The following is an 18,953-nucleotide window of genomic DNA, read 5'->3' as shown; positions in this document are numbered from 1 at the left end:
TCGACGCGGGGCGGATGTCGGAGCCGGGGTGCCGCGTTCAGCCCCGGAAGCGTGGTTCGGGCAGGCCGCCCACGCCCACGTCGAGCGCGAACAGTCCGCCGGCGAGCGGTTCCCTGGCCAGCTCGGGAATGCGTTGCGAATGGCTCGTGACGTACAAGGTGTCGAGCCGGTCGCCGCCGAAGGCGGGGCAGGTCGGATTGGTGACCGGCATCTGGATGACCCGGTCCACCTTGCCTTCGGGCGTGAGCCGCACCAGCTGCCCGGTGGCCACCATCGCGTTCCACAGGCAGCCGTCCACGTCCACTGTCGATCCGTCGGGGCGCCCTGCCTGGTGGGTCCAGTCCTTGAAGACGCGGCGATTGGAGATGACGCCGTCGTCCAGGTCGTAGTCGAAGGCCCAGATGACCTGCCGGTGCGTGTCGGCGAAGTACATCGTGCGGTCGTCGGGACTCCAGGCGATGGAGTTGGGCAGCACGACGTCGTCCAGCATGGCGTGGCAGCGGTGATCGGGGTCGAAGCGGTAGAGCCTGCCTTCCGGCGTGCGGCGGGTATCGGGCATGCTGCCCACCCAGAAGCGGCCGCGGCGGTCGCACTTGCCGTCGTTCAGGCGGTTGTCGGGCAGGTCGGGTTCCGGGTTCAGCAGGGGCTGGGGAGGTTCGCCGGTATCGGGGTCGTACAGGTACAGGCCGTGGCTGGTGGCCAGCAGGAAGCCGCCCGCCTCGCGCAGCGCGATGCTGCCCACCAGCAGTTCGGGCGCCAGCCGTTGCGCGCGATGCCGGCCGGTGGCGGGTTCGTACGATTGCAGGGCGGGCCGCCGCACGTCCACCCACCACAGGCGCTGGCTGCGGTCGCACCAGAGCGGGACTTCGCCCAGGATGTCGGCCCCTTGGACGACGCATTCGATCTTGCCGGCCACCGTTGTCTCCTTCGGTCTTGTGGGCCCCGCGATGCGGAGCGTTTTTTTCAGGTTATTCCGTAATTCAGGATTCGTCAAACATCCCATTATTTAGGATTGATAAGTTGGTGTTGCCATGACCGGTATAATCCGCGTCACCATTCCGCCCCCAAGCGCTCCGTGAACGCATCCGATAACGCCCGCCCGGCTTCCACGCTCGCCCGCGCTTTCGAAGTGCTGGAACTGCTGTCCGTCGAGCATCCGCTGCTGCGCGTCGAGGACGTCATGTCGAGGCTGGGCCATACCCGCTCCACGGCCTACCGGTACGTGAAGGAACTGTGCGACGCCGGCGTGCTGGCGCCGTCCTCGGGCGGCATGTATGCGCTGGGGCCCCGCATCATCGAACTCGAACGCATGCTGGTGCTGACCGATCCGCTGTACCTGGCGGGCCGCAAGGTGCTGCCGGCCGTACGCGAGCCGGGCAGCGTGCTGCTGCTGCACAACCTGTATCGCGACAAGGTGTTGTGCATCTACAAGGAAGGGCCCGATACGCTCGAATACCGTGGCGAGACCATCGCCGTGCGGCGCTCGCGGGGTACGCCGTTCCCGTTGTTCCGGGGCGCGGCCTCGCTGGCGATGCTGGCGTTCTTCACGCCGCATCGCATCCGGCAGGCCTATCTGCGTAGCGCCGACGAGATCGCTCAGGCGGGTCTGGGGCGCAGCTGGGAGGAATTCCGCGGGGCCCTGGCCGCGATCCGGCGCAGCGGCTACGCCACCAGCCGCAGCCAGATCACGCCCAACCTGGCCGGCGTGGCGGTGCCGATCTTCCTGCCGGGGGAAAGGAAGGTGATAGGCAGCCTGGCGCGCGCGTTCCCCGCCGAACTGCTCACGCCCGAGATGGAGCGGGCCTGCCTGGGCCGTTTGTCCGAGGCGGCCGCGCTGATCGCCCGGGAGTTCGTCCAGGCGGGGCACGGCGCCTAGGCGCCGCCTCCTGCCCCTCAGTCCGTCAGCTTGATCCCGGCGCTCTTGGCCACGCTGCGGGTGCTGTCGATTTCCTGGCGGATGAAGGCGTCGAACTGCGCCGGCGTGGATGCCACCACGTCGGTGCCCCAGGCATTCATCTGCTGCACGACGTCCGGCCGCTTGATGGTCGCGATCAGGTCGGCGGACAGTTTCTGCGCGACGTCGGCGGACAGGCCGGCCGGCGCCACGAAACCGAAGATGCTTTCGTACGCGTAGCCCGGCACGCTTTCCCCTATGGTCGGGAAGTCCGGGTGCGCGGAGCTGCGCTGGCCGTTGGCGATGGCCAGCAGTTTCAGCCTGCCCGACTGGATGTGGGGCAGCGCCGACTCCAGGATGACAAAGCCCAGCTTGACCCGCCCCGGCAGCAGGTCGTTGTAGGCCGGCGCGCTGCCGTTGTAGGGCACGTGGGGCATGTCCAGGCCGGCCTTCACCTTCAGCAGTTCCCCGGCGACGTGGGTGGCCGTGCCTATGCCCAGCGAAGCGTATTCCAGGCGCCCCGGTTCGGCGCGCACGAGCTTGATCAGTCCCGGCACGTCGCTGGCGGGCAGCGATGGATGGGCCACGAGCGCGATCACCGCCGATCCCAGCTGCGTGAGCGGCGTGAAGTCCTTCAGCGTGTCGTAGGGCAGCGTGCTGCGCAGCGCGGGATTGATGGTGTGCGAGCTGATGACCAGTCCGAACGTATAGCCGTCGGGAGCGGCACGCGCGATGGCCTGGGTGCCGATGATGGCGCCCGCGCCGGCGCGGTTCTCCACCACGACGCTCTGGCCCCAGCGTTCGCCCAGCTTCATCGCGATCAGCCGCGCCATGCCGTCGGTGGCGCCGCCCGGCGGCATGGGCACGATCATCCTGACGGGCTTTTGGGGATAGGTGGCCTGCGCGCGCAGCGCGGGCGACAGCGCCAGGGTGGCCGTCGCGGCCAGCCACTGGCGGCGACGGATGTCCGGCGAGCAGGACGGGGTCGTCATGTCGATTCCTTGGGCGTGGAGGGAAGGTGATGTATCCATGGCCGGCGCAACGCGTCGTGCCGCTGGAAGTCGTCGATGAGGTGTTTGCGCTTCAAGGTCTGCGCGATCGGATCGAGCCCTTCGAGCAGGGCCTCGCGGCGCAGGGCCTGGATGTCGAAACCGATGCGCGCGCCGTCGGCGCCGGCCACGAAGCATTGCCGCAGGTCCACGGTCATGGGGACGCCGGGGTGGCTGCGCGCCTGCGCCGCCAGCGACTCGACGTCGGCGCGTGGCAGACGCACGGGAAGCAGGCCGTTCTGGAAGCAGTTGCCATAGAAGATGTCGCCGAAGCTGGGCGCGATGACGCAGCGCACGCCCAGCGCCAGCAGCGCCCAGACCGCGCCTTCGCGCGAACTGCCGCAGCCGAAGTTGGCGCCGGCCAGCAGGATGCGCGCCTGCCGGGTGGCCAGCTGGTTGAAGACGAAATCGGGATCTTCCGTGCCGTCCGGGCGATAGCGCAGGGACTCGAAGCAATAGGGTCCCAGCTCGCCGCGCGGGACGCCGTTGAACAGGGGTTCGACCCGGATGATCAGGTCGGTGTCGATGTTGTCGCGCAGCAGCGGGGCGGCCACGGATTCCAGGCGGGTGAAGGGCGTCATGCCGGGGTTGCCTTGAAGTCGCGGACATCGCAGATCGCTCCGGCGACGGCCGCCGCCGCGGCCATGGCCGGGCTGGTCAGGTGGGTGCGCGCGCCCGGGCCCTGGCGGCCCACGAAGTTGCGGTTCGATGTCGAGACGACGCGCTCGCCGCGCGCCGCCAGGTCGCCGTTGGCGGCCAGGCACATGGAACAGCCGGGGTCGCGCCATTGGAAGCCGGCGGCGAGGAATATCCCGTCCAGGCCCTCGGCCTCGGCGGCCTGCTTGATGTGTTCGGATCCGGGCACGACCCAGGCCTGGACGCGCGCGGCCACCTTGCGGCCCCGGACGACGGCGGCGGCGCTGCGCAGGTCCGACAGGCGGGCGTTGGTGCAGGAGCCGATGAAGACCCGGTCGACGGGCGTGCCGGCGATCCGCTGGCCCGGGTTCAGTCCCATGTAGTCGAGCGCGGCCTGTACCGATAGCCGGCGCTGGGGGTCGTCGATGCCGGCGGGGTCGGGCACGACGCCGTCGATCGCCACCACCTGCTCGGGGCTGGTGCCCCAGGTGACCTGGGGCGCGATGCCGGCCGTGTCGATCAGCACCTCGCGGTCGAAGCACGCGTCGGCATCGGAGCGCAGCGTGCGCCAATAGGCGACCGCCACGTCCCAGTCCTGCCCGGCGGGCGCGTAGGGCCTGCCGCGCAGATAGGCGTAGGTCTTTTCGTCGGGGGCGACCATGCCTATCTTCGCGCCCAGTTCGACCGAGAGATTGCACAGCGTCAGGCGGGCTTCCACGTCCAGCGCGGTCACGGCATCGCCCGCGTATTCGATGGCATGGCCCGTCCCGCCCGCCGTGCCGACGACGCCGGCGGCGTGCAGGATCATGTCCTTGGCCGAGACGCCCTGCGCAAGCCTGCCGACGAAGCGTATCCGCATGTTCCTCGGCTTGGCCTGGACCAGGGTCTGGGTGACGGCGATGTGCACGAATTCGCTGGCGCCGATGCCGAAGCCCAGCGCGCCCAGCCCGCCATGGGTGCAGGTATGGCTGTCGGCGCACACCACCAGGGCTCCCGGCAGCGTCAAGCCCTGTTCGGGGCCCATGACGTGGACGATACCCTGCGAGCCGCTGCCCACGTCGAACACCCGGATGCCGCGCGCTTGCGCTTCGCGGCGCAGGTCGCCCAGCAGCCGGACGCCCTGTGGGGTGGGACTGGCGCGTCCCGGCAGGGTAGAGACGGAATGGTCGGGAGAGGCGAAGGCCAGTTCCGGATTCCGCATTTCCAGGCCGCGCTGGCGCATGTCCACCAGGGCCTTGCTGCCCGCGTCCGTGATCAGGTGGCGATCGACATGCAGCAGCGCGAAACCGTCACCCAGATCGGCGACCACGTGATCGTCCCAGATCTTGTCGAAGAGCGTACGTGGAGTCGGCACTTCTCTTTTCCTCGCCATTGGGGTGAAATCGTATAATCATTATGACAACATAACAAATTTCATGCAAAGCGGGGCGCATGTGATGGACATGCCACAATGGTGCTTCCACGGCATGACCTCGTGGCCCGCCCATCTCATGCAGAAACTCAGCCGAAGCCTAGGAACGCCCCTCCATCACCAGATCTCCGCCGTCATCAAGGACGGCATCGCGAACGGCCGCTACCAGCCTGGCGAGCGGCTGCCGACCGAGGACGCGCTGTGCAGGCTCTTTTCCGTCTCGCGCATCACGGTGCGCAGGGCGATGCAGGGACTGGAGGAGCAGGGGCTGATCGAGCGGCGCCAGGGCGACGGCACCTTCGTGGCCGAGTCGGCGGCGGTGGTGTCCTTGCAGACGCCGCTGTCGGGCTTCATGGCGCAGGTCGCGGAAAGTCGCGCGCTCAGCACTCCCCGGCTGCTGTCCTTCGAGGAGGTGGAGGCGCCGCTCCAGGTGCTGACCGGCTTGATGCTGCCGCCCGGAGAACGGGTGATGAAGCTCGTGCGCCTGCGCACGCGGGGCAGCCTGCCCATCCTGCACAGCACGGCCTGGCTGCCGGCGGACATCGCGGCACGCCTCCAGCCCGAGGATTTCTCCCGGCATGCATTGAGCGAGTTGATGGCGCGGGCCGGTTTCCCCTACTTCAGGATAGAGGCGGCCGCGGGAGCGGCGCTGGCCGATCCGGTTCTGGCGCGCGACCTGCAGGTGCCCATCGGGTCGGCGCTGGTGGACGTGCGGCGCGTGGCGTTCGACCAGCATGGCCGGGCCATCGAATACCAGCATGTCCTCGGCCCGTCCGACCGTTATCAGATGCGCGTGACGATGCGCAGCTAGGGGCTGTTCCCGACCTCAGGGCCGGAACAGGTCGTTGTGGCCGAACAGTCCGCCCAGCAGTTTCTTCACCGGCGCGGGCAGCGCCGCGTCGGCCAGTTCCGCGGACGGCAGCCAGACTTGCGGATGGTCTCCTTCGCGCAGGTCCAGCGAGCCCGCCTGTACGTGCCAGGGCTCGATGTGCAGCTTGAAGTGGGTGAAGGTGTGCGAGAACACCGGCAGCCGTATGGTCTCGGCCGGCGCCACGCCCAGGACGCGGCAAGCTTGCGCGGGATCCCCGTCGGCGAATTCCGGCAGGCTCCACAGGCCGCCCCAGATGCCGGGCGAGGGCCGGCGCTGCAACAGGATCTCGCCCGCTTTCTCTATCACCAGCATGCCGGTATGCCGCTCGGGCACGGTCTTGCGCTCGCGCGGCGTGGGCAGTTCGTGCTGCCTGGCCTCGCGCAGCGCGACACAGGACTCGCGCACGGGGCAGCGACCACAGTCCGGGTCGCCGCGCGTGCACAGCGTGGCGCCCAGGTCCATCAGCCCCTGCGTATAGCGCCGCATTTCATCGGCCGCGTCGGGGCCGTCGGCCGGCACCTCGGCATGGGCGATGGCCCACATGCGCTGTTCCACCGCACGCTTGGTGGGATCGCCCTCGATGCCGAAGTGGCGCGCGAAGACGCGCTTGACGTTGCCGTCCAGGATAGGGCTGCGCTCGCCATAGGCGAACGCCGCGATCGCCGCCGCCGTCGAGCGGCCGATGCCGGGCAGCGTCTCGATGTCCGCCGCCGTGGGAGGGAAGCGCCCGCCCCAGTCCGATACCACCTGCCGCGCACAGGCGTGCAGGTTCCGCGCCCGCGTGTAATAGCCCAGCCCCGCCCACAAGGCCATGACCTCGCCTTCGTCGGCGGCGGCCAGGTCGGCCACCGTGGGGAACTTCGCCAGGAAGCGTTCGTAGTACGGGATCACCGTCGCGACCTGGGTCTGCTGCAGCATGATCTCCGACAGCCAGATGCGATAGGGGTCCTGCGTGTTCTGCCAGGGCAGCGTATGCCGCCCGTTCTCGCGCTGCCACTGCGCCACGCGCCGGGAAAAAGCAATCATGTCATGTGTTCCATAGGGAAGCCCGCTACCGCTGGCATTTTGGGCAGTAATAGGTTGCTCGTTGTCCTTGCACCAGCCTGCGGATCGGCGTCTCGCACACCCGGCAGGGCTGGCCCGCCCGGTCGTAGACCCGCGCGTCGATCTGGAAATAGCCCGATTCGCCGCCCGCGCCCACGTAGTCGCGCAGCGAGCTGCCGCCGGCGCGGATGGCGTCGTCCAGCGTGGCGCGCACCGCGGCGGCCAGTTTCTCGTAGCGGGCGGCCGAGATGCGCCCGGCGGCGGTGCGCGGATGGATACCGGCGCGGAACAGGCTTTCCGACGCGTAGATGTTGCCCACCCCGACGACGATGTCGCCCATCAGCAGCGCCTGCTTGATGGGCGCGCTGCGGCGGCGGGTATGGCGGAACAGCCAGCCGCCGTCGAAGCGGTCATCGAAGGGCTCGATGCCCAGGCTGGCCAGCAGGGGATGGCTTTCCACCGGCCCGGCCGCCGCGTCGTGCCACAGCACCGCGCCGAAGCGCCGGGGATCGTGCAGGCGCAGGACCGCCTGGTCGAAGACCCAGTCGACGTGGTCGTGCTTGCGCGGCTCCTCGTCCGGATGCACGTGGCGCAGCGAGCCGGACATGCCCAGGTGGACGATCAGCCAGCCATGCTCGAATTGCATCAAAAGGTATTTGCCGCGCCGGCCCGTGGCCAGGACGCGGCGCCCCTCGACCAGGGCGGCGAGACCGGCGGGTACGGGCCATCGCAGCCGGGGCTCGCGCACGATCAGGCGGCGCAGTTCGCGTCCTTCCACCGTGGGCGCGATGCCCCGGCGGGTGGTTTCTACTTCGGGAAGTTCGGGCATGGCGTTTGCTGCTTGCGCGCGATGAACTGTTGGCGCGGCCGGCAGTCCGATGAGTAAGGCATGGGGTCCAGCATATCGGCGCCCCGCCGCCACCGGCCGTTGGGTGGTAAGCGCAGTGCTAACATCAACGAATATGGACGGCGTCGGCGATACGCCAAGGAATTGTGCCATGTTGTTTAACGCTCATCGTTTGAAGCTGGCGGCCGCAGGGGTCGGGCTGGCGACGGCCGTATCGGCCGTGTCCGCCCAGGACGCGCGCCCGGCATCCGACGAGTTGCTGGTTCCGGGCCTCAGCCTGTCCCCCATGGGGCGCGCCATCGGGCCCAGGGCACTCCCCAACGTCGACCTGACGGCCGAGATCCTGTTCCAGGTGCTCGCCTCGGAAGTGGCCGCCCAGCGCGGCGCCTTCGGGCCCGCCACCAGCACGACGCTGGACCTGGCCGAGAAAACACGCGATCCGCGCCTGGCGCGCCGCGCGGTCGAGTTCGCGCTGGCCGGCGGCGACCTGGTGCGCGCGCTCGACGCCGCCCAGGCCTGGGCCGAACTGGACCCGGCCGACGTCGAGGCGCGGCAGACCGCGCTGTCGCTGGCTGCCGCGGCGGGACGGGTCGAAGGCATGGGCTCGGCGCTGCGGGCCCGCATCGCGGCCGCTCCCGACAAGTCAGTGGCCATCGTCGATGCCCGCCGCGTCGTCGCCCGCCTGGATGACAAGCGCAAGGCGCTGTCCATCCTGGAAGAGGCGCTGACCGACGTGCGCAACCTGCCCGAGGCGCACCTGGCCCTGTCGCGCGTCGCCGCGACGGCGGGCGACAAGGCGCGCGCGCTGCAGGAGGCGCGCGCGGCGCTCGACGCCCAGCCCGATTCCGAGGCGGCCGCCATGCTGGCCTTGCAGATGGGCGTGGAAACCGAGCCCGACCAGTCCGTGGCGCGGGCGCGAGCCTTCATCGCCACGCATGCGGAATCGCGCAACCTGCGCGTATTGCTGGCGCGTGCGCTGGCCTCGCTGAAGGACTACGACGGCGCGCGCGACGAATTGCAGGCCCTGGCGCGCGCCAATCCCGAGGACTTCGAGATCCTCTACATGCAGGGCGTGCTGGCCTACCAGTCGCAGCGCCCATCGGATGCCGACGGCTATCTCAAGCAGTACCTGGACGTGCACGAGCAGCGCACGGCCAAGGGCGCCGCGCCGCTGCCCGAGGCGGACAACGCGCTGTTCCTGCGCGTGCAGATCGCCGAGGACCAGCAACGCTACGACGACGCCTTCGACCTGCTGGCCAAGGTCGACGACCCCGACGCCGCCCTGCCGGCCCGCCTGCGCCAGGCCGTCCTGCGCGGCAAGCAGGGCCGCGTGGACGAGGCCCGCCGCATCCTGGGCCTGATCGACCCGCGCGACGTGCGCGAGGGCAGCCAGGTGGCCCTGACCGAGGCGCAGATCCTGCGCAATGCCGGCGACCGCGACGAGGCGGTCAAGGTGCTCGAGGCGGCCAACCAGCGCTTTCCCGACGCGCCTGACCTGATGTACGACCTGGCCATGCTGTACGAGCAGCAGAACCGGATCGACGACATGGAAAGCCGGCTGCGCCGGATCATCGCCATCAAGCCCGACCATGCCCATGCGTACAACGCCCTGGGCTATTCGCTGGCCGACCGCAACGTCAGGCTGCCCGAGGCCAAGCGGCTGATCGAGCGGGCCATGAACCTGGCCCCCGACGATCCCTTCATCATCGACAGCATGGGCTGGGTGCACTATCGCATGGGCGACAACGCCAAGGCGCTGTCCTACCTCGAGCGCGCCTACGAGATCCGGCCCGACGCCGAGATCGCCGTGCACCTGGGCGAGGTCCTGTGGGCCTCGGGCCAGCAGGACCGCGCGCGCCGGCTGTGGCGCGAGGTCCAGTCCAAGGATCCGTCCAACGCGGCATTGCGGGGCACCCTGGCGCGCCTCGACGTGACGCTGTGACCGGCATGCGGCGCCTGTCCCGCGCGGCCGCCGCGGGCGCAATGGCCGCGATCCTGGCGGCCTGTGCCGTGCCGGTTCCCATCCCCGCGCCCCAGGGCGCGGACGAGAGCCGCTCGTTGTCGCGGGTCGGCCGGTTCGCGCTGCGGATCGAGGAAGCCGGCGGCAAGCAGAACGCGGTGCAGGGCAGCTTCGCCTGGCGCGACGACGGCAGCCGCCTGGCGCTCGATCTCGTCTCGCCGCTGGGCGCGACCCTGGCGCGCGTCGAGGCCGTGCCGGGCGAAGCGCTGCTGCGGGAATCCAGCGGCAAGGAAACGCGCGCCGCCGATCCCGACGAACTGGTGGCGGTCGTGCTGGGCAGCGACATCCCCGTGTCCGGCCTGCGCGATTGGCTGCGCGGCCGCCTGGCTGCGCGGCCGCCCGCCGAGGTGGTCGAGCGCGACGAGCAGGGCCGTCCGCTGGTGTTCGACCAGGCGGGCTGGCGCGTGACCGCCCGGCAGTACGACGCGCTGGGTCCCACGCGGCTACAGATGGCGCGCAACGAGGGCGGACAGGACGTGGACCTGCGCCTGGTCATCAATCCCTAGGGTTCGCAAGGCCCTTTCCAGCGTGAACAGGCCCTGGCCCCCATGACTGCCGAATTGCGCGACGTTCCCGCGCCCGCGAAGATCAATCTGTTCCTGCACGTGGTGGGGCGCCGGCCCGACGGCTATCACCTGCTGCAGACGGCCTTCCGTTTCATCGATCTGCAGGACACGCTGCATTTCCGCGCCCGTCCCGATGGCCGTATCGTCCGCGCCTACGACCTGCCCGGCGTGCCCGAGGACGCCGACCTGGTCGTGCGGGCCGCCCGCGCGCTGCGGCAGGCTACCGGCTGCGGGCAGGGCGCCGAGATCGGCCTGGAGAAGCGGATTCCCGCCGGCGGCGGCCTGGGCGGCGGATCGAGCGACGCGGCCACGGTGCTGCTGGCCCTGAACCGCCTGTGGGGCACCGGCCTGTCGCGGCATGAGCTGATGAGGCTCGCGCTGCCCCTGGGCGCGGACGTGCCCGTGTTCGTGTTCGGCCGCAACGCCTTCGCCGAGGGCGTGGGCGAGGAACTGACCGCCATCGACCTGCCGCAGCGCTGGTACGTGGTGGTGCAGCCGGACGCCAGTGTGCCGACCGCGGACGTTTTTCGCGCACCCGAATTGACAAGAGATACGCCACGCGTCAAAATAGCGGACTTTCCTCGGGGAACATTTGATCCCTACGGAAATAGCTACAGGAACGATCTGGAAAACGTCGTTTTTGCCCGCTTTTCGGAAGTGGGGCGGATTTCGGCGGTGCTTGCCCAGGCACTCGGTGGTGCGCGGGTCAGGATGTCCGGGTCGGGCGCGTGCCTATTTGTCGAGTGCGACACGAAGGCGCAGGCCGATGGCGCGGTGGATAGAATCGCCGCTACAATGCAAGTCCAGCCCAGCGGGCTGCCGGCGTTGAGAGTGAACCTGGCATGTGCCGGACTCGATGCGCATCCGCTACTGGACTGGGCCGCGTAAGCGGCCACCGAATCGAGGGCGATCCGCCGCAGCCGGACGCCAGCGCAGCAAGTTTCGATGTTCACGCAGTTCCTGCGGGGGCAACGAGTTGGGGAGTCGCCAAGTTGGTTAAGGCACCGGATTTTGATTCCGGCATGCGAGGGTTCGAGTCCTTCCTCCCCAGCCAAAGTCTTTGACCTAAAAGCTGTTGATGCCTGTCAGCGTTTCGCAGGATCAACAGCTTTGTTGTTTTGTCGATCGGCCTCGGTTACAGGTCACCGGGCCACAGCCACGGGCAATGCGTCATGGCGCAAGAAAGCTTCATGATTTTCACGGGGACTGCCAACCCCAAGCTGGCGGCGGACGTCGCGAGTCACCTCGGCATACCACTGGGCAAGATGAGCGTCGGTCGGTTCTCCGACGGCGAAGTCATGGTGGAAATCAACGAGAACGTCCGTGGTAAAGACGTCTTCGTCCTCCAGCCCACCTGTGCACCGACCAACGACAACCTGATGGAAATCATGGTCATGGTCGATGCGCTGCGCCGGGCCTCCGCCGGTCGCATCACCGCCGCGATGCCGTATTTCGGCTACGCCCGGCAGGATCGCCGCCCGCGTTCGGCGCGCGTGGCGATCTCGGCCAAGGTCGTGGCGAACATGCTGCAGGTCGTGGGCGTGGACCGCATCCTGACCATGGACCTGCACGCGGACCAGATCCAGGGGTTCTTCGATATCCCCGTGGACAACATCTACGCTGCGCCGATATTGCTCAGCGACATCTGGAAACGCAACCTGTCCAACCTGATGGTGGTCTCGCCCGACGTGGGCGGCGTGGTCCGCGCCCGCGCGCTGGCCAAGCGCCTCGAGGTCGACCTGGCCATCATCGACAAGCGCCGTCCGCGCGCCAACGTGTCCGAGGTGATGAACATCATCGGCGACGTCGAAGGCCGCACCTGCATCATCATGGACGACATGGTCGATACCGCCGGCACGCTGTGCAAGGCCGCCCAGGTCCTCAAGCAGCGCGGCGCGCTGGCCGTCTACGCCTATTGCACGCACGCCGTGCTGTCGGGCGGCGCGGTGGGCCGCATTGCCGAATCCGACCTGGACGAGCTGGTCGTCACCGACACCATCCCCGCCAGCGACGAGGTCCGGGACTGCAGCCGCATCCGCCAGTTGTCGTGCGCGGCCCTGATCGGTGAAACCATGCTGCGCATTTCGCGGGCCGACTCGGTCAGCTCGCTGTTCGTCGAATAAGTTCTGCTCCCGCCGGCCTGCATCGCGCAGGGCGGCGGGGCGAGCCGGAAGCGCTGGTCGCGGCGCTGCCGGACGGAATGCGATGGTCGCGTTCCGTGCACCGCGAGCGGGCATGTCGCCTGCCGCATTTTGGAGAAAACCATGCAATTCAACGCCACTTCGCGTAGCGTCCAGGGTTCGAGTGCGAGCCGCCGCCTGCGCCGCGCCGGCCGTGTACCCGCCATCGTCTATGGCGGCGACGCAGCGCCCCTGTCGATCGAACTCGATCACAACGAGATCTACCATGCCCTGCGCAAGGAAGAGTTCCACTCGTCCATCCTGAGCATGCAGCTCGACGGCAAGGGCTCGCAAGTCCTGCTGCGCGCCGTTCAATGGCACCCCTACAAGCAGCAAGTGCTGCACGTGGACTTCCAGCGCGTCGCCGCCGGCCAGGCCCTGCACACCAAGGTGCCGCTGCACTTCGTCAACGCCGAGTCGTCGCCCGCCGTCAAGCTCAGCGGCGCGATCATCAACCACGTGTTGACCGAAATCGAAGTGACCTGCCTGCCGAACGACCTGCCCCAGTTCATCGAAGTGGACCTGGGCAACATCATCGCCGGCGCATCCATCCACCTGTCCGACGTCAAGGCGCCCAAGGGCGTGACGTTCCCGGCTGGCAGCGACACGGTCATCGCGACCGCCATCGCCAAGCCCGGTGGTGCCGCCGCCGAGGAAACCGCTGCTGAATAGGGTCCCCCCTACGCGCTGCTGTCTGAAGAAACCCCGATCGGTTACGGTCGGGGTTTTTTCATGGGCGAAGCCTGATGGGAGGCGATGAGGGCTGAGACATCGTACGTATCAGCAGTGCCATTGAAAAGAATTAGAGATATCAGGGACGATCGGGCACACTGAATCGTCCGGGGCCAGTACGCCCCGGGGCGATTCCAACTCTTCTCCGTCCGACGACCATGTCCACTGCCACTCGCCACCTCCTGCCTCCTACGGGCGCGCCCGCTTCCTGGCGCGGCCCGCAGATCGATTGGACCGAAAGCTGCCTGTTCCACCTGGACGAGGCCGATATCGACGAAATCGGCCGCGCGCTTGCGGCCCTGAATGCACGAGGCGGGGAGCGGACCCTGCCCTTGCGCCGCCAGGACTTCCCGCTGGACCGGGTGGCGCGCAAGCTGGCGGCGGTTGCCGAGCAGATCTATCGCGGCAAGGGATTCGCCATGCTGCGCGGCCTGCCGCGCACCGAGTACAGCGCCGATGAAATGGCCCAGATCTATTTCGGCCTTTCGGTGCACCTGGGCGTGCCGATCTCCCAGTCCCACCGGGGCGAGCTGCTGGGTCACGTGCTGAACCTCGAAGGCTACGGCGAAGTGGCGCGCGCCTACCAGGACGGCGGCCACATGAACATGCACACCGATTCCTGCGACATCATCGGCCTGATGTGCCTGCGCACCGCCAAGGCCGGCGGCGCGAGCCGGATCTGCAGCGCGCTGGCGATCCACGATGCGCTGGCCGAGAGCCGGCCGGACCTGCTGGCCAGCCTGTACGGCGGCTACTACTTCCGGCGCGGCGACAAGGACGCCCAGCTGGGCGACGGGAGAAAGGTGAGCCTGGCGCCGGTTCCGGTGTTCGACCGGCTCGACGGCTGGCCGCAGCGGGTGGCCTGCTACTTTCTAGGCAGCTACATCCGGCGCGCGGCGCAGGAGGGGCACGGACACCTGACCGACCTCGACAGGGAAGCGATCGCCACCCTCGAGACCATGGCCGAATCGCCGGATTTCTACCTGGACATGCAGTTCCAGGACGGCGACATCCAGTTCCTCAACAATCGCGTGATCGTGCATGGCCGTACCGACTATGTCGACGAAGACGCCATCGAGAAGCGCCGCCATCTGCTCCGGGTCTGGCTCAGCGCGCCGGAGTGGCCGCCGCTGGCCGAGCGCCAGGTGATGCACTCGGACGAGGACCACCGGCTCTGGCTGGCGCGCCGGCAGCCCGAACTGGAATTTCCCGAGGCCTATCTCGAATCGCTGCGCGCAAGCGTGGCTTGAATGCATACGTGGAAGGGAGCGCGACCAACATGAAGAACATCGTCAGGAACGGCATGGGGCGTGCCTGTGCACTCGCCGCCCGCGCACTGGTGCTCGCGGCCGCCCTGTTCGGCGCGATGCCGGCGGGAGCGGCGGAGGAGTATCCCAGCCGCAATCTCGAACTCATCGTCCCGTATGCGCCGGGAGGATTGCTGGACGTGGCGGGACGCCTGGCCGCCACCTATCTCGCCAAGGAGCTCGGCCAGCCCGTGGTGGTGAGGAACGTGCCGGGCGCCGGCAGTACGATCGGCATGGTGCGGCTGGCCAAGTCCAAGCCCGACGGCTACACCCTCGCGCTGGGCTCGTTCGGCATCCTGCTCAACAGCAGGCTGCGGCCCGACGTGGAATACGATCCGCTGCGCAGCTTCGCGCCCATCGGCTACCTGGGCGACCAGGGCTTCGTCCTCATGGTCGCGCCGCAGCACGTGGACGTGGCCAATGTGCGCGAGTTGGTCGAACGCATCAAAGCCAAGCCCGGCGCCTTCACATACGCATCCGGCGGCGTGGGAGCGCCTTCGCACGTGCTGGCCGAGCAGTTCCGCCTGCAGCAGGGCCTGAACATGGTGCATGCGCCATACCAGGGCCAGAACCCCGCCATCATGGCCTTGCTCGCGGGCGACGTGCAGCTCACCCTGCAAACCGTGGCGGGCGCCGAAGACCTCATCCACAGCGGGCGCATCCGCGCGCTGGCGTCCACCGGCTCGGAACGGCCGGCGGCGTTTCCGTCCGTGCCGACCTTCAAGGAACTGGGCATCGAGGGCATGGCCAACGACGGCTGGCTTGCCGTCTTCGCGCCTTCCGGCGTGAGCGCTCCGGTCAAGGAAAAGCTCCGCGCGGCATGGGCGCGGGTTGCGCGCAACGACGAGTTCCGCCAAGCTCTGGCCAAGCGGGCCATCCAGACGCGCGATGTCTCGCCCACGCAGTTCGAGGCCATGATGGCCGAAGACCTCAAGTACTGGACGGAAATCCTGGACAAGACCCGCATCACCTTGAATTGAGCCGCCATGCAGCCGCATCTCCGCCCTCGATGAACACGCCGGAACGACATCCACCGGGTCTCGCGGATCTCAGGCAGCTCAGGCAATTCATCGTGGTGGCCGAGGAGCTCAATTTCCGGCGTGCCGCCATCCGTCTCTGCATGACCCAGCCGCCCCTGAGCACGGCCATCCGGCGGCTGGAGGAGACCGTGGGGACGCCGCTCTTCCAGCGTACGCGTTCGTCGGTCTCGCTCACGCCGGCGGGCGTGGTCTTCCTGCGCGAAGCCCGCTACCTGTTGCGGCAGGCCGAAATGTCCGTCGCGGCGGCCAGGGCGGCCACCGAGGGCGCGCGCGAGATCCTCCGGATCAAGAGCATAGACAGCGCGATGCTCAACCTGCTGCCGGAATGGCTGGAGCGATTCTGCGCGGTGGAGGCCGGCATACGCGTGTCCTTGACCACGGGGTCCAGCCAGGACGTGATCTCCGCGGTCGAAGGCGGCAGCATCGACGTGGGCGTCTGCGTGCCGGGAGGTGCGAGCCATCCCCAGCTGCGGACGTTTCCCTTCGGCCGCGAGCGGTTCTGCCTCGCGGTGCACCGGGCCCATCGTTTTGCCGGCCTTGGCCGCGTCAGTCTTCCCGACCTGGCGGGGGAACAGCTCGTCACGCATTATCCGCACGCGGCCAGCCCGGGCTATCACGCGGCCGTGAGCGTCGCCCTGCAGCAGACCGGGGCCCACGTGCACGTGCACCAGTCCGAAACGCACCTGCTGGCCACGCTGGGTCTGGTGCGCCTGGGCGTGGGCGTGGCCCTCATTCCCGACTCGACCCGCCGCATCGCGATGGACGGCGTGGTGTACGTGGAGGTGGTGTCGGGGCAGGGGGAAGCCGTGACCTATCCCGTCGTGCTGGCGGTGCACCACGGCGGGGCCAGCGCGGCCGCGATGCGCTTCTGCGAATTCGTCCGGCGGGACGGGGATCCGGGCACCCGCCGACAGGGATCGGGCTAAGATAACAGGCCTTTCGAGCCCCGGCCGCCGCGTCGCCGCACCCGGCGGCCGTCCATCGTTTTTCTTGCGCATCGATCCCTTCATGTCCGAACCCATACGCCTCATCGCCGGGCTGGGCAATCCCGGTCCCGATTACGAACGCACCCGGCACAATGCGGGCTTCTGGCTGCTGGACCAGATTGCCGACGACCTGCGCGTATCGTTCACGAACGAGAAGCCCTTCTTCGGCCACGTGGCCAAGGCCCGCTTCGAAGGGGCGGCCATCCTGCTGGTCAAGCCCATGACCTACATGAACCGTTCCGGACAGGCGGTGGGCGCGCTGGCGCGTTTCTACAAGCTGGCGCCCGAGCAGATCCTGGTGGCGCACGACGAACTCGACCTGCTGCCGGGGCAGGCCAAGCTCAAGCAGGGCGGCAGCCATGCGGGGCACAACGGCCTGAAGGACATCCAGGCGGCGCTGGGATCGCAGGCATTCTGGCGGCTGCGGCTGGGCATCGGGCACCCGCGCTCGCTGGGGCTGGCGCAGCAGGTGGTGGACTTCGTGCTGCATCCGCCGCGCAAAGAGGAACAGTCTCGCATAGACGAGACCCTGGACCGGTCGCGCGCCATCATTCCCGCCGTGCTCAAGGGCGAGTTCGAGCAGGCCATACAACAGTTGCACAGCGGCAATGCCTGAGGTCCGCCTGCCTTGCGCGGCGGCTGCCGCGCCGGTGCGGGGCCGGCCGGCCTTTCGCGAGGAGTTCGCGGATTTCCTGGCCTTCGTCAGGCGGCCGCGGCTGGGGCCGCGCATGCCGCGCGGGGGGCGTGGCGCCGAGTCGCACTACGGATCCCAGGAATGGCTGGGCGGCCTGACCGGTCCGCATCTGCTCCACTGGGTGCTGGTGCTGTGGGGCGTCAACCTGCTGGTGCTGGGGCCCCTGGCGGCATCGGTCGCGACGGCCTCGGGTGCCGAGCGCAGGCTGGATGCGCTGCATCTGTCCTGGTTCCACGTCGTCGTCTGGGCGCCGGTGATCGAGGAAATGGTCTTCCGCTACGGGCTGAGGCGGCCCGCGCCGGCACTATGGCTGCTGCCCGTGCTGGTCAGCGCCATGCTGATGCGCCCCAGCCTGGCCGCGGGTGCCAGCGTGGCGTTGGCCTGCGGCGCGATCGCCGCCGTGCTGGCCTGGCGCGACCACCGCTGGCCCTGGAAATGGCTGCGCCGCCATGTCCGGGCCTTTCCGATCGTCTTTCATCTGGCCACGCTGGCCTTCGCCTTCCTGCACCTGGCCAACTTCCGGCTGGGCGCGGGAGGTTGGCTGCTGCTGCCGCTGCTGGTCCTGCCGCAGTGGGCCTGCGGCCTCGTGCTGGGCTGGATGCGCGTGCGCTTCGGCATAGGCGCGTCCATCGCGCTGCATGCCTGCTTCAACGCCGGGCCCATGGCCTTGCTGTGGGCCCTGCAAAACTATGCGCCCGGGCTGCTGGATGGATAATGACCCTTTCTTCAACGATCACGAACCCGCAACAGGACAGGCCATGAAGCAAGCTCCCACGCTGTCGTTCGACGGCTCCGTCGTCTTGATCACCGGCGCCAGCAAGGGCATAGGCCTGGCCTGCGCGCGCGCCTTCGCCCGGGCGGGAGCGGCGGTGGCGGGCGTGTCGCGCAGCCAGGAGAACCTGGACGCCGCGCGGCGAGCCTTGCAGGCCGAGGGCCTGGAGATGCGGGTCCATGCCGCTGACCTGTCGGATCCGGCGGCGGCGCAGGCGGCGGTGGACTGGGCCGAGCGCGAGTGCGGTCCCATCGCGGTGCTGGTGAATTCCGCGGGCGCGGCGCGCCGGTACGCGCCCGAGCAACTGGGACCCGAGGCGTTCCGGCAGACCATGGACGCCAAGTACTTCAGCTACATGCACATCCAGGATCCCGTGGCCAAGCTGATGGCGGGCAGGGGGCGGGGCAGCATCGTCAACATCGTCGGCCAGGGCGGCAAATCTCCCGGCATCTTCCACATCGGCGGCGGAGCCGCCAACGCGGCGCTCATGCTCGCCACGGTGGGCTATGCGCAGGCCTACGCAGGCCGCGGCGTGCGCGTGAACGCGATCAATCCCGGCATGACCCAGACCCATCGTGTCGAGGAAGGGCTGGCCGTGGCGGCGCAGGCCAGCGGCCGGCCGCGCGACGAGGTGCTGGCCGAGCAGGTCGCGGGCATTCCCCTGGGCCGGCTCGCGCAGCCCGAGGAAATCGCCAACGTCGCGCTGTTCCTGGCGTCCGACCTGGCGAGCTACGTCACCGGCGCCGTCATTCCCATGGACGGCTGCGCCTCGCCTTCCATCTGAGCCGGGCCGCCGGGCAGGACACGCCACATTCATGAATTCCTGATATCAATCTATAGGAACAATTCAATTCCGAAAAAGAATGCCCTTTGCTACCTTGGGCAGATCCCGTATCGGAATGCA

At 68.7% G+C, this 18,953-nt stretch carries 19 protein-coding genes and 1 tRNA gene; 14 read left to right on the top strand and 6 right to left on the bottom strand.

The window, feature by feature from the left end; all coding sequences use genetic code 11:
- Positions 1–37 precede the first annotated feature (37 nt).
- The gene (locus CDO46_RS12415) at positions 38–916 is read right to left on the bottom strand and encodes an SMP-30/gluconolactonase/LRE family protein (RefSeq protein WP_087838790.1); all 879 of its coding nucleotides are present in this window, start codon (positions 914–916) and stop codon (positions 38–40) included.
- A gap of 159 nt (positions 917–1,075) precedes the next feature.
- Between CDO46_RS12415 and CDO46_RS12410 the strand changes: the two genes are divergently transcribed.
- A complete protein-coding gene (locus CDO46_RS12410) occupies positions 1,076–1,876 on the top strand; it encodes an IclR family transcriptional regulator (RefSeq protein WP_140416861.1) in 801 nt (266 codons plus the stop codon).
- Positions 1,877–1,893: 17 nt separating this feature from the next.
- On the opposite strand, the gene CDO46_RS12405 is transcribed toward CDO46_RS12410, so the two are convergent.
- From CDO46_RS12405 to leuC, 3 genes are read right to left on the bottom strand one after another with little or no spacing between them, the layout of a single operon-like run.
- The gene (locus CDO46_RS12405) at positions 1,894–2,886 is read right to left on the bottom strand and encodes a tripartite tricarboxylate transporter substrate binding protein (RefSeq protein ID WP_176400726.1); all 993 of its coding nucleotides are present in this window, start codon (positions 2,884–2,886) and stop codon (positions 1,894–1,896) included.
- Positions 2,883–3,524: a 3-isopropylmalate dehydratase small subunit gene (gene leuD / locus CDO46_RS12400; RefSeq protein WP_087838787.1), complete on the bottom strand. Its 642-nt coding sequence runs from the start codon at positions 3,522–3,524 to the stop codon at positions 2,883–2,885. The genes CDO46_RS12405 and leuD overlap by 4 nt, the downstream gene beginning before the upstream one ends.
- Positions 3,521–4,951, bottom strand: coding sequence for a 3-isopropylmalate dehydratase large subunit (gene leuC / locus CDO46_RS12395; RefSeq protein WP_087838786.1), 1,431 nt, complete (start codon positions 4,949–4,951; stop codon positions 3,521–3,523). Before leuC ends, leuD begins: the two co-directional genes overlap by 4 nt.
- A 64-nt stretch (positions 4,952–5,015) precedes the next feature.
- On the opposite strand from leuC, the gene CDO46_RS12390 reads away from it, so the two are divergent.
- Entirely contained in the window at positions 5,016–5,801 is a 786-nt protein-coding gene (locus CDO46_RS12390; RefSeq protein ID WP_176400725.1) for a GntR family transcriptional regulator, read from the top strand.
- 15 nt (positions 5,802–5,816) lie between these two features.
- Here the strand turns inward: CDO46_RS12390 and mutY are convergent, their stop codons facing one another.
- Positions 5,817–6,887, bottom strand: coding sequence for an A/G-specific adenine glycosylase (gene mutY, locus CDO46_RS12385; RefSeq protein ID WP_176400724.1), 1,071 nt, complete (start codon positions 6,885–6,887; stop codon positions 5,817–5,819).
- A 25-nt stretch (positions 6,888–6,912) separates the two neighbouring features.
- Positions 6,913–7,734, bottom strand: a complete 822-nt coding sequence (mutM, locus tag CDO46_RS12380) for a bifunctional DNA-formamidopyrimidine glycosylase/DNA-(apurinic or apyrimidinic site) lyase (protein ID WP_087838784.1) — start codon at positions 7,732–7,734, stop codon at positions 6,913–6,915.
- Between the two features lie 169 nt (positions 7,735–7,903).
- Between mutM and CDO46_RS12375 the strand changes: the two genes are divergently transcribed.
- From CDO46_RS12375 to CDO46_RS12320, 12 genes are all read left to right on the top strand, one after another.
- On the top strand, positions 7,904–9,694 hold the full coding sequence (locus tag CDO46_RS12375; RefSeq protein ID WP_176400723.1) for a tetratricopeptide repeat protein: 1,791 nt from the start codon (positions 7,904–7,906) through the stop codon (positions 9,692–9,694).
- 5 nt (positions 9,695–9,699) lie between these two features.
- Positions 9,700–10,278 carry an outer membrane lipoprotein LolB gene (locus CDO46_RS12370; RefSeq protein ID WP_087839088.1) on the top strand — a complete coding sequence of 193 codons (579 nt, stop codon included), beginning with the start codon at positions 9,700–9,702 and terminating at the stop codon, positions 10,276–10,278.
- Positions 10,279–10,320: 42 nt separating this feature from the next.
- Positions 10,321–11,226 (top strand): 4-(cytidine 5'-diphospho)-2-C-methyl-D-erythritol kinase, encoded by a 906-nt coding sequence (gene ispE / locus CDO46_RS12365; RefSeq protein WP_087838782.1) that lies wholly within the window; start codon positions 10,321–10,323, stop codon positions 11,224–11,226.
- Between the two features lie 89 nt (positions 11,227–11,315).
- Positions 11,316–11,392, top strand: a tRNA-Gln gene (locus CDO46_RS12360).
- A 118-nt stretch (positions 11,393–11,510) separates the two neighbouring features.
- On the top strand, positions 11,511–12,461 hold the full coding sequence (locus CDO46_RS12355) for a ribose-phosphate pyrophosphokinase (protein ID WP_165404471.1): 951 nt from the start codon (positions 11,511–11,513) through the stop codon (positions 12,459–12,461).
- A 141-nt stretch (positions 12,462–12,602) separates the two neighbouring features.
- Positions 12,603–13,190, top strand: a complete 588-nt coding sequence (locus tag CDO46_RS12350; RefSeq protein ID WP_087838781.1) for a 50S ribosomal protein L25/general stress protein Ctc — start codon at positions 12,603–12,605, stop codon at positions 13,188–13,190.
- Between the two features lie 218 nt (positions 13,191–13,408).
- Positions 13,409–14,500: a TauD/TfdA family dioxygenase gene (locus tag CDO46_RS12345; RefSeq protein WP_087838780.1), complete on the top strand. Its 1,092-nt coding sequence runs from the start codon at positions 13,409–13,411 to the stop codon at positions 14,498–14,500.
- A gap of 29 nt (positions 14,501–14,529) precedes the next feature.
- Positions 14,530–15,537: a tripartite tricarboxylate transporter substrate binding protein gene (locus CDO46_RS12340; RefSeq protein WP_087838779.1), complete on the top strand. Its 1,008-nt coding sequence runs from the start codon at positions 14,530–14,532 to the stop codon at positions 15,535–15,537.
- Positions 15,538–15,566: 29 nt separating this feature from the next.
- A complete protein-coding gene (locus CDO46_RS12335) occupies positions 15,567–16,523 on the top strand; it encodes a LysR family transcriptional regulator (protein WP_087838778.1) in 957 nt (318 codons plus the stop codon).
- An 82-nt stretch (positions 16,524–16,605) separates the two neighbouring features.
- Positions 16,606–17,199: an aminoacyl-tRNA hydrolase gene (pth, locus tag CDO46_RS12330; protein WP_087839086.1), complete on the top strand. Its 594-nt coding sequence runs from the start codon at positions 16,606–16,608 to the stop codon at positions 17,197–17,199.
- Positions 17,192–17,992: a CPBP family glutamic-type intramembrane protease gene (locus tag CDO46_RS12325; protein ID WP_087838777.1), complete on the top strand. Its 801-nt coding sequence runs from the start codon at positions 17,192–17,194 to the stop codon at positions 17,990–17,992. The genes pth and CDO46_RS12325 overlap by 8 nt, the downstream gene beginning before the upstream one ends.
- A gap of 43 nt (positions 17,993–18,035) precedes the next feature.
- Positions 18,036–18,833 (top strand): SDR family NAD(P)-dependent oxidoreductase, encoded by a 798-nt coding sequence (locus CDO46_RS12320; protein WP_087838776.1) that lies wholly within the window; start codon positions 18,036–18,038, stop codon positions 18,831–18,833.
- Positions 18,834–18,953 lie beyond the last annotated feature (120 nt).

The organism is Pigmentiphaga sp. NML030171, from assembly GCF_002188635.1.
GTDB lineage: Bacteria > Pseudomonadota > Gammaproteobacteria > Burkholderiales > Burkholderiaceae_B > Pigmentiphaga > Pigmentiphaga daeguensis.
This window is presented reverse-complemented; position numbering and strand designations above follow the sequence as displayed.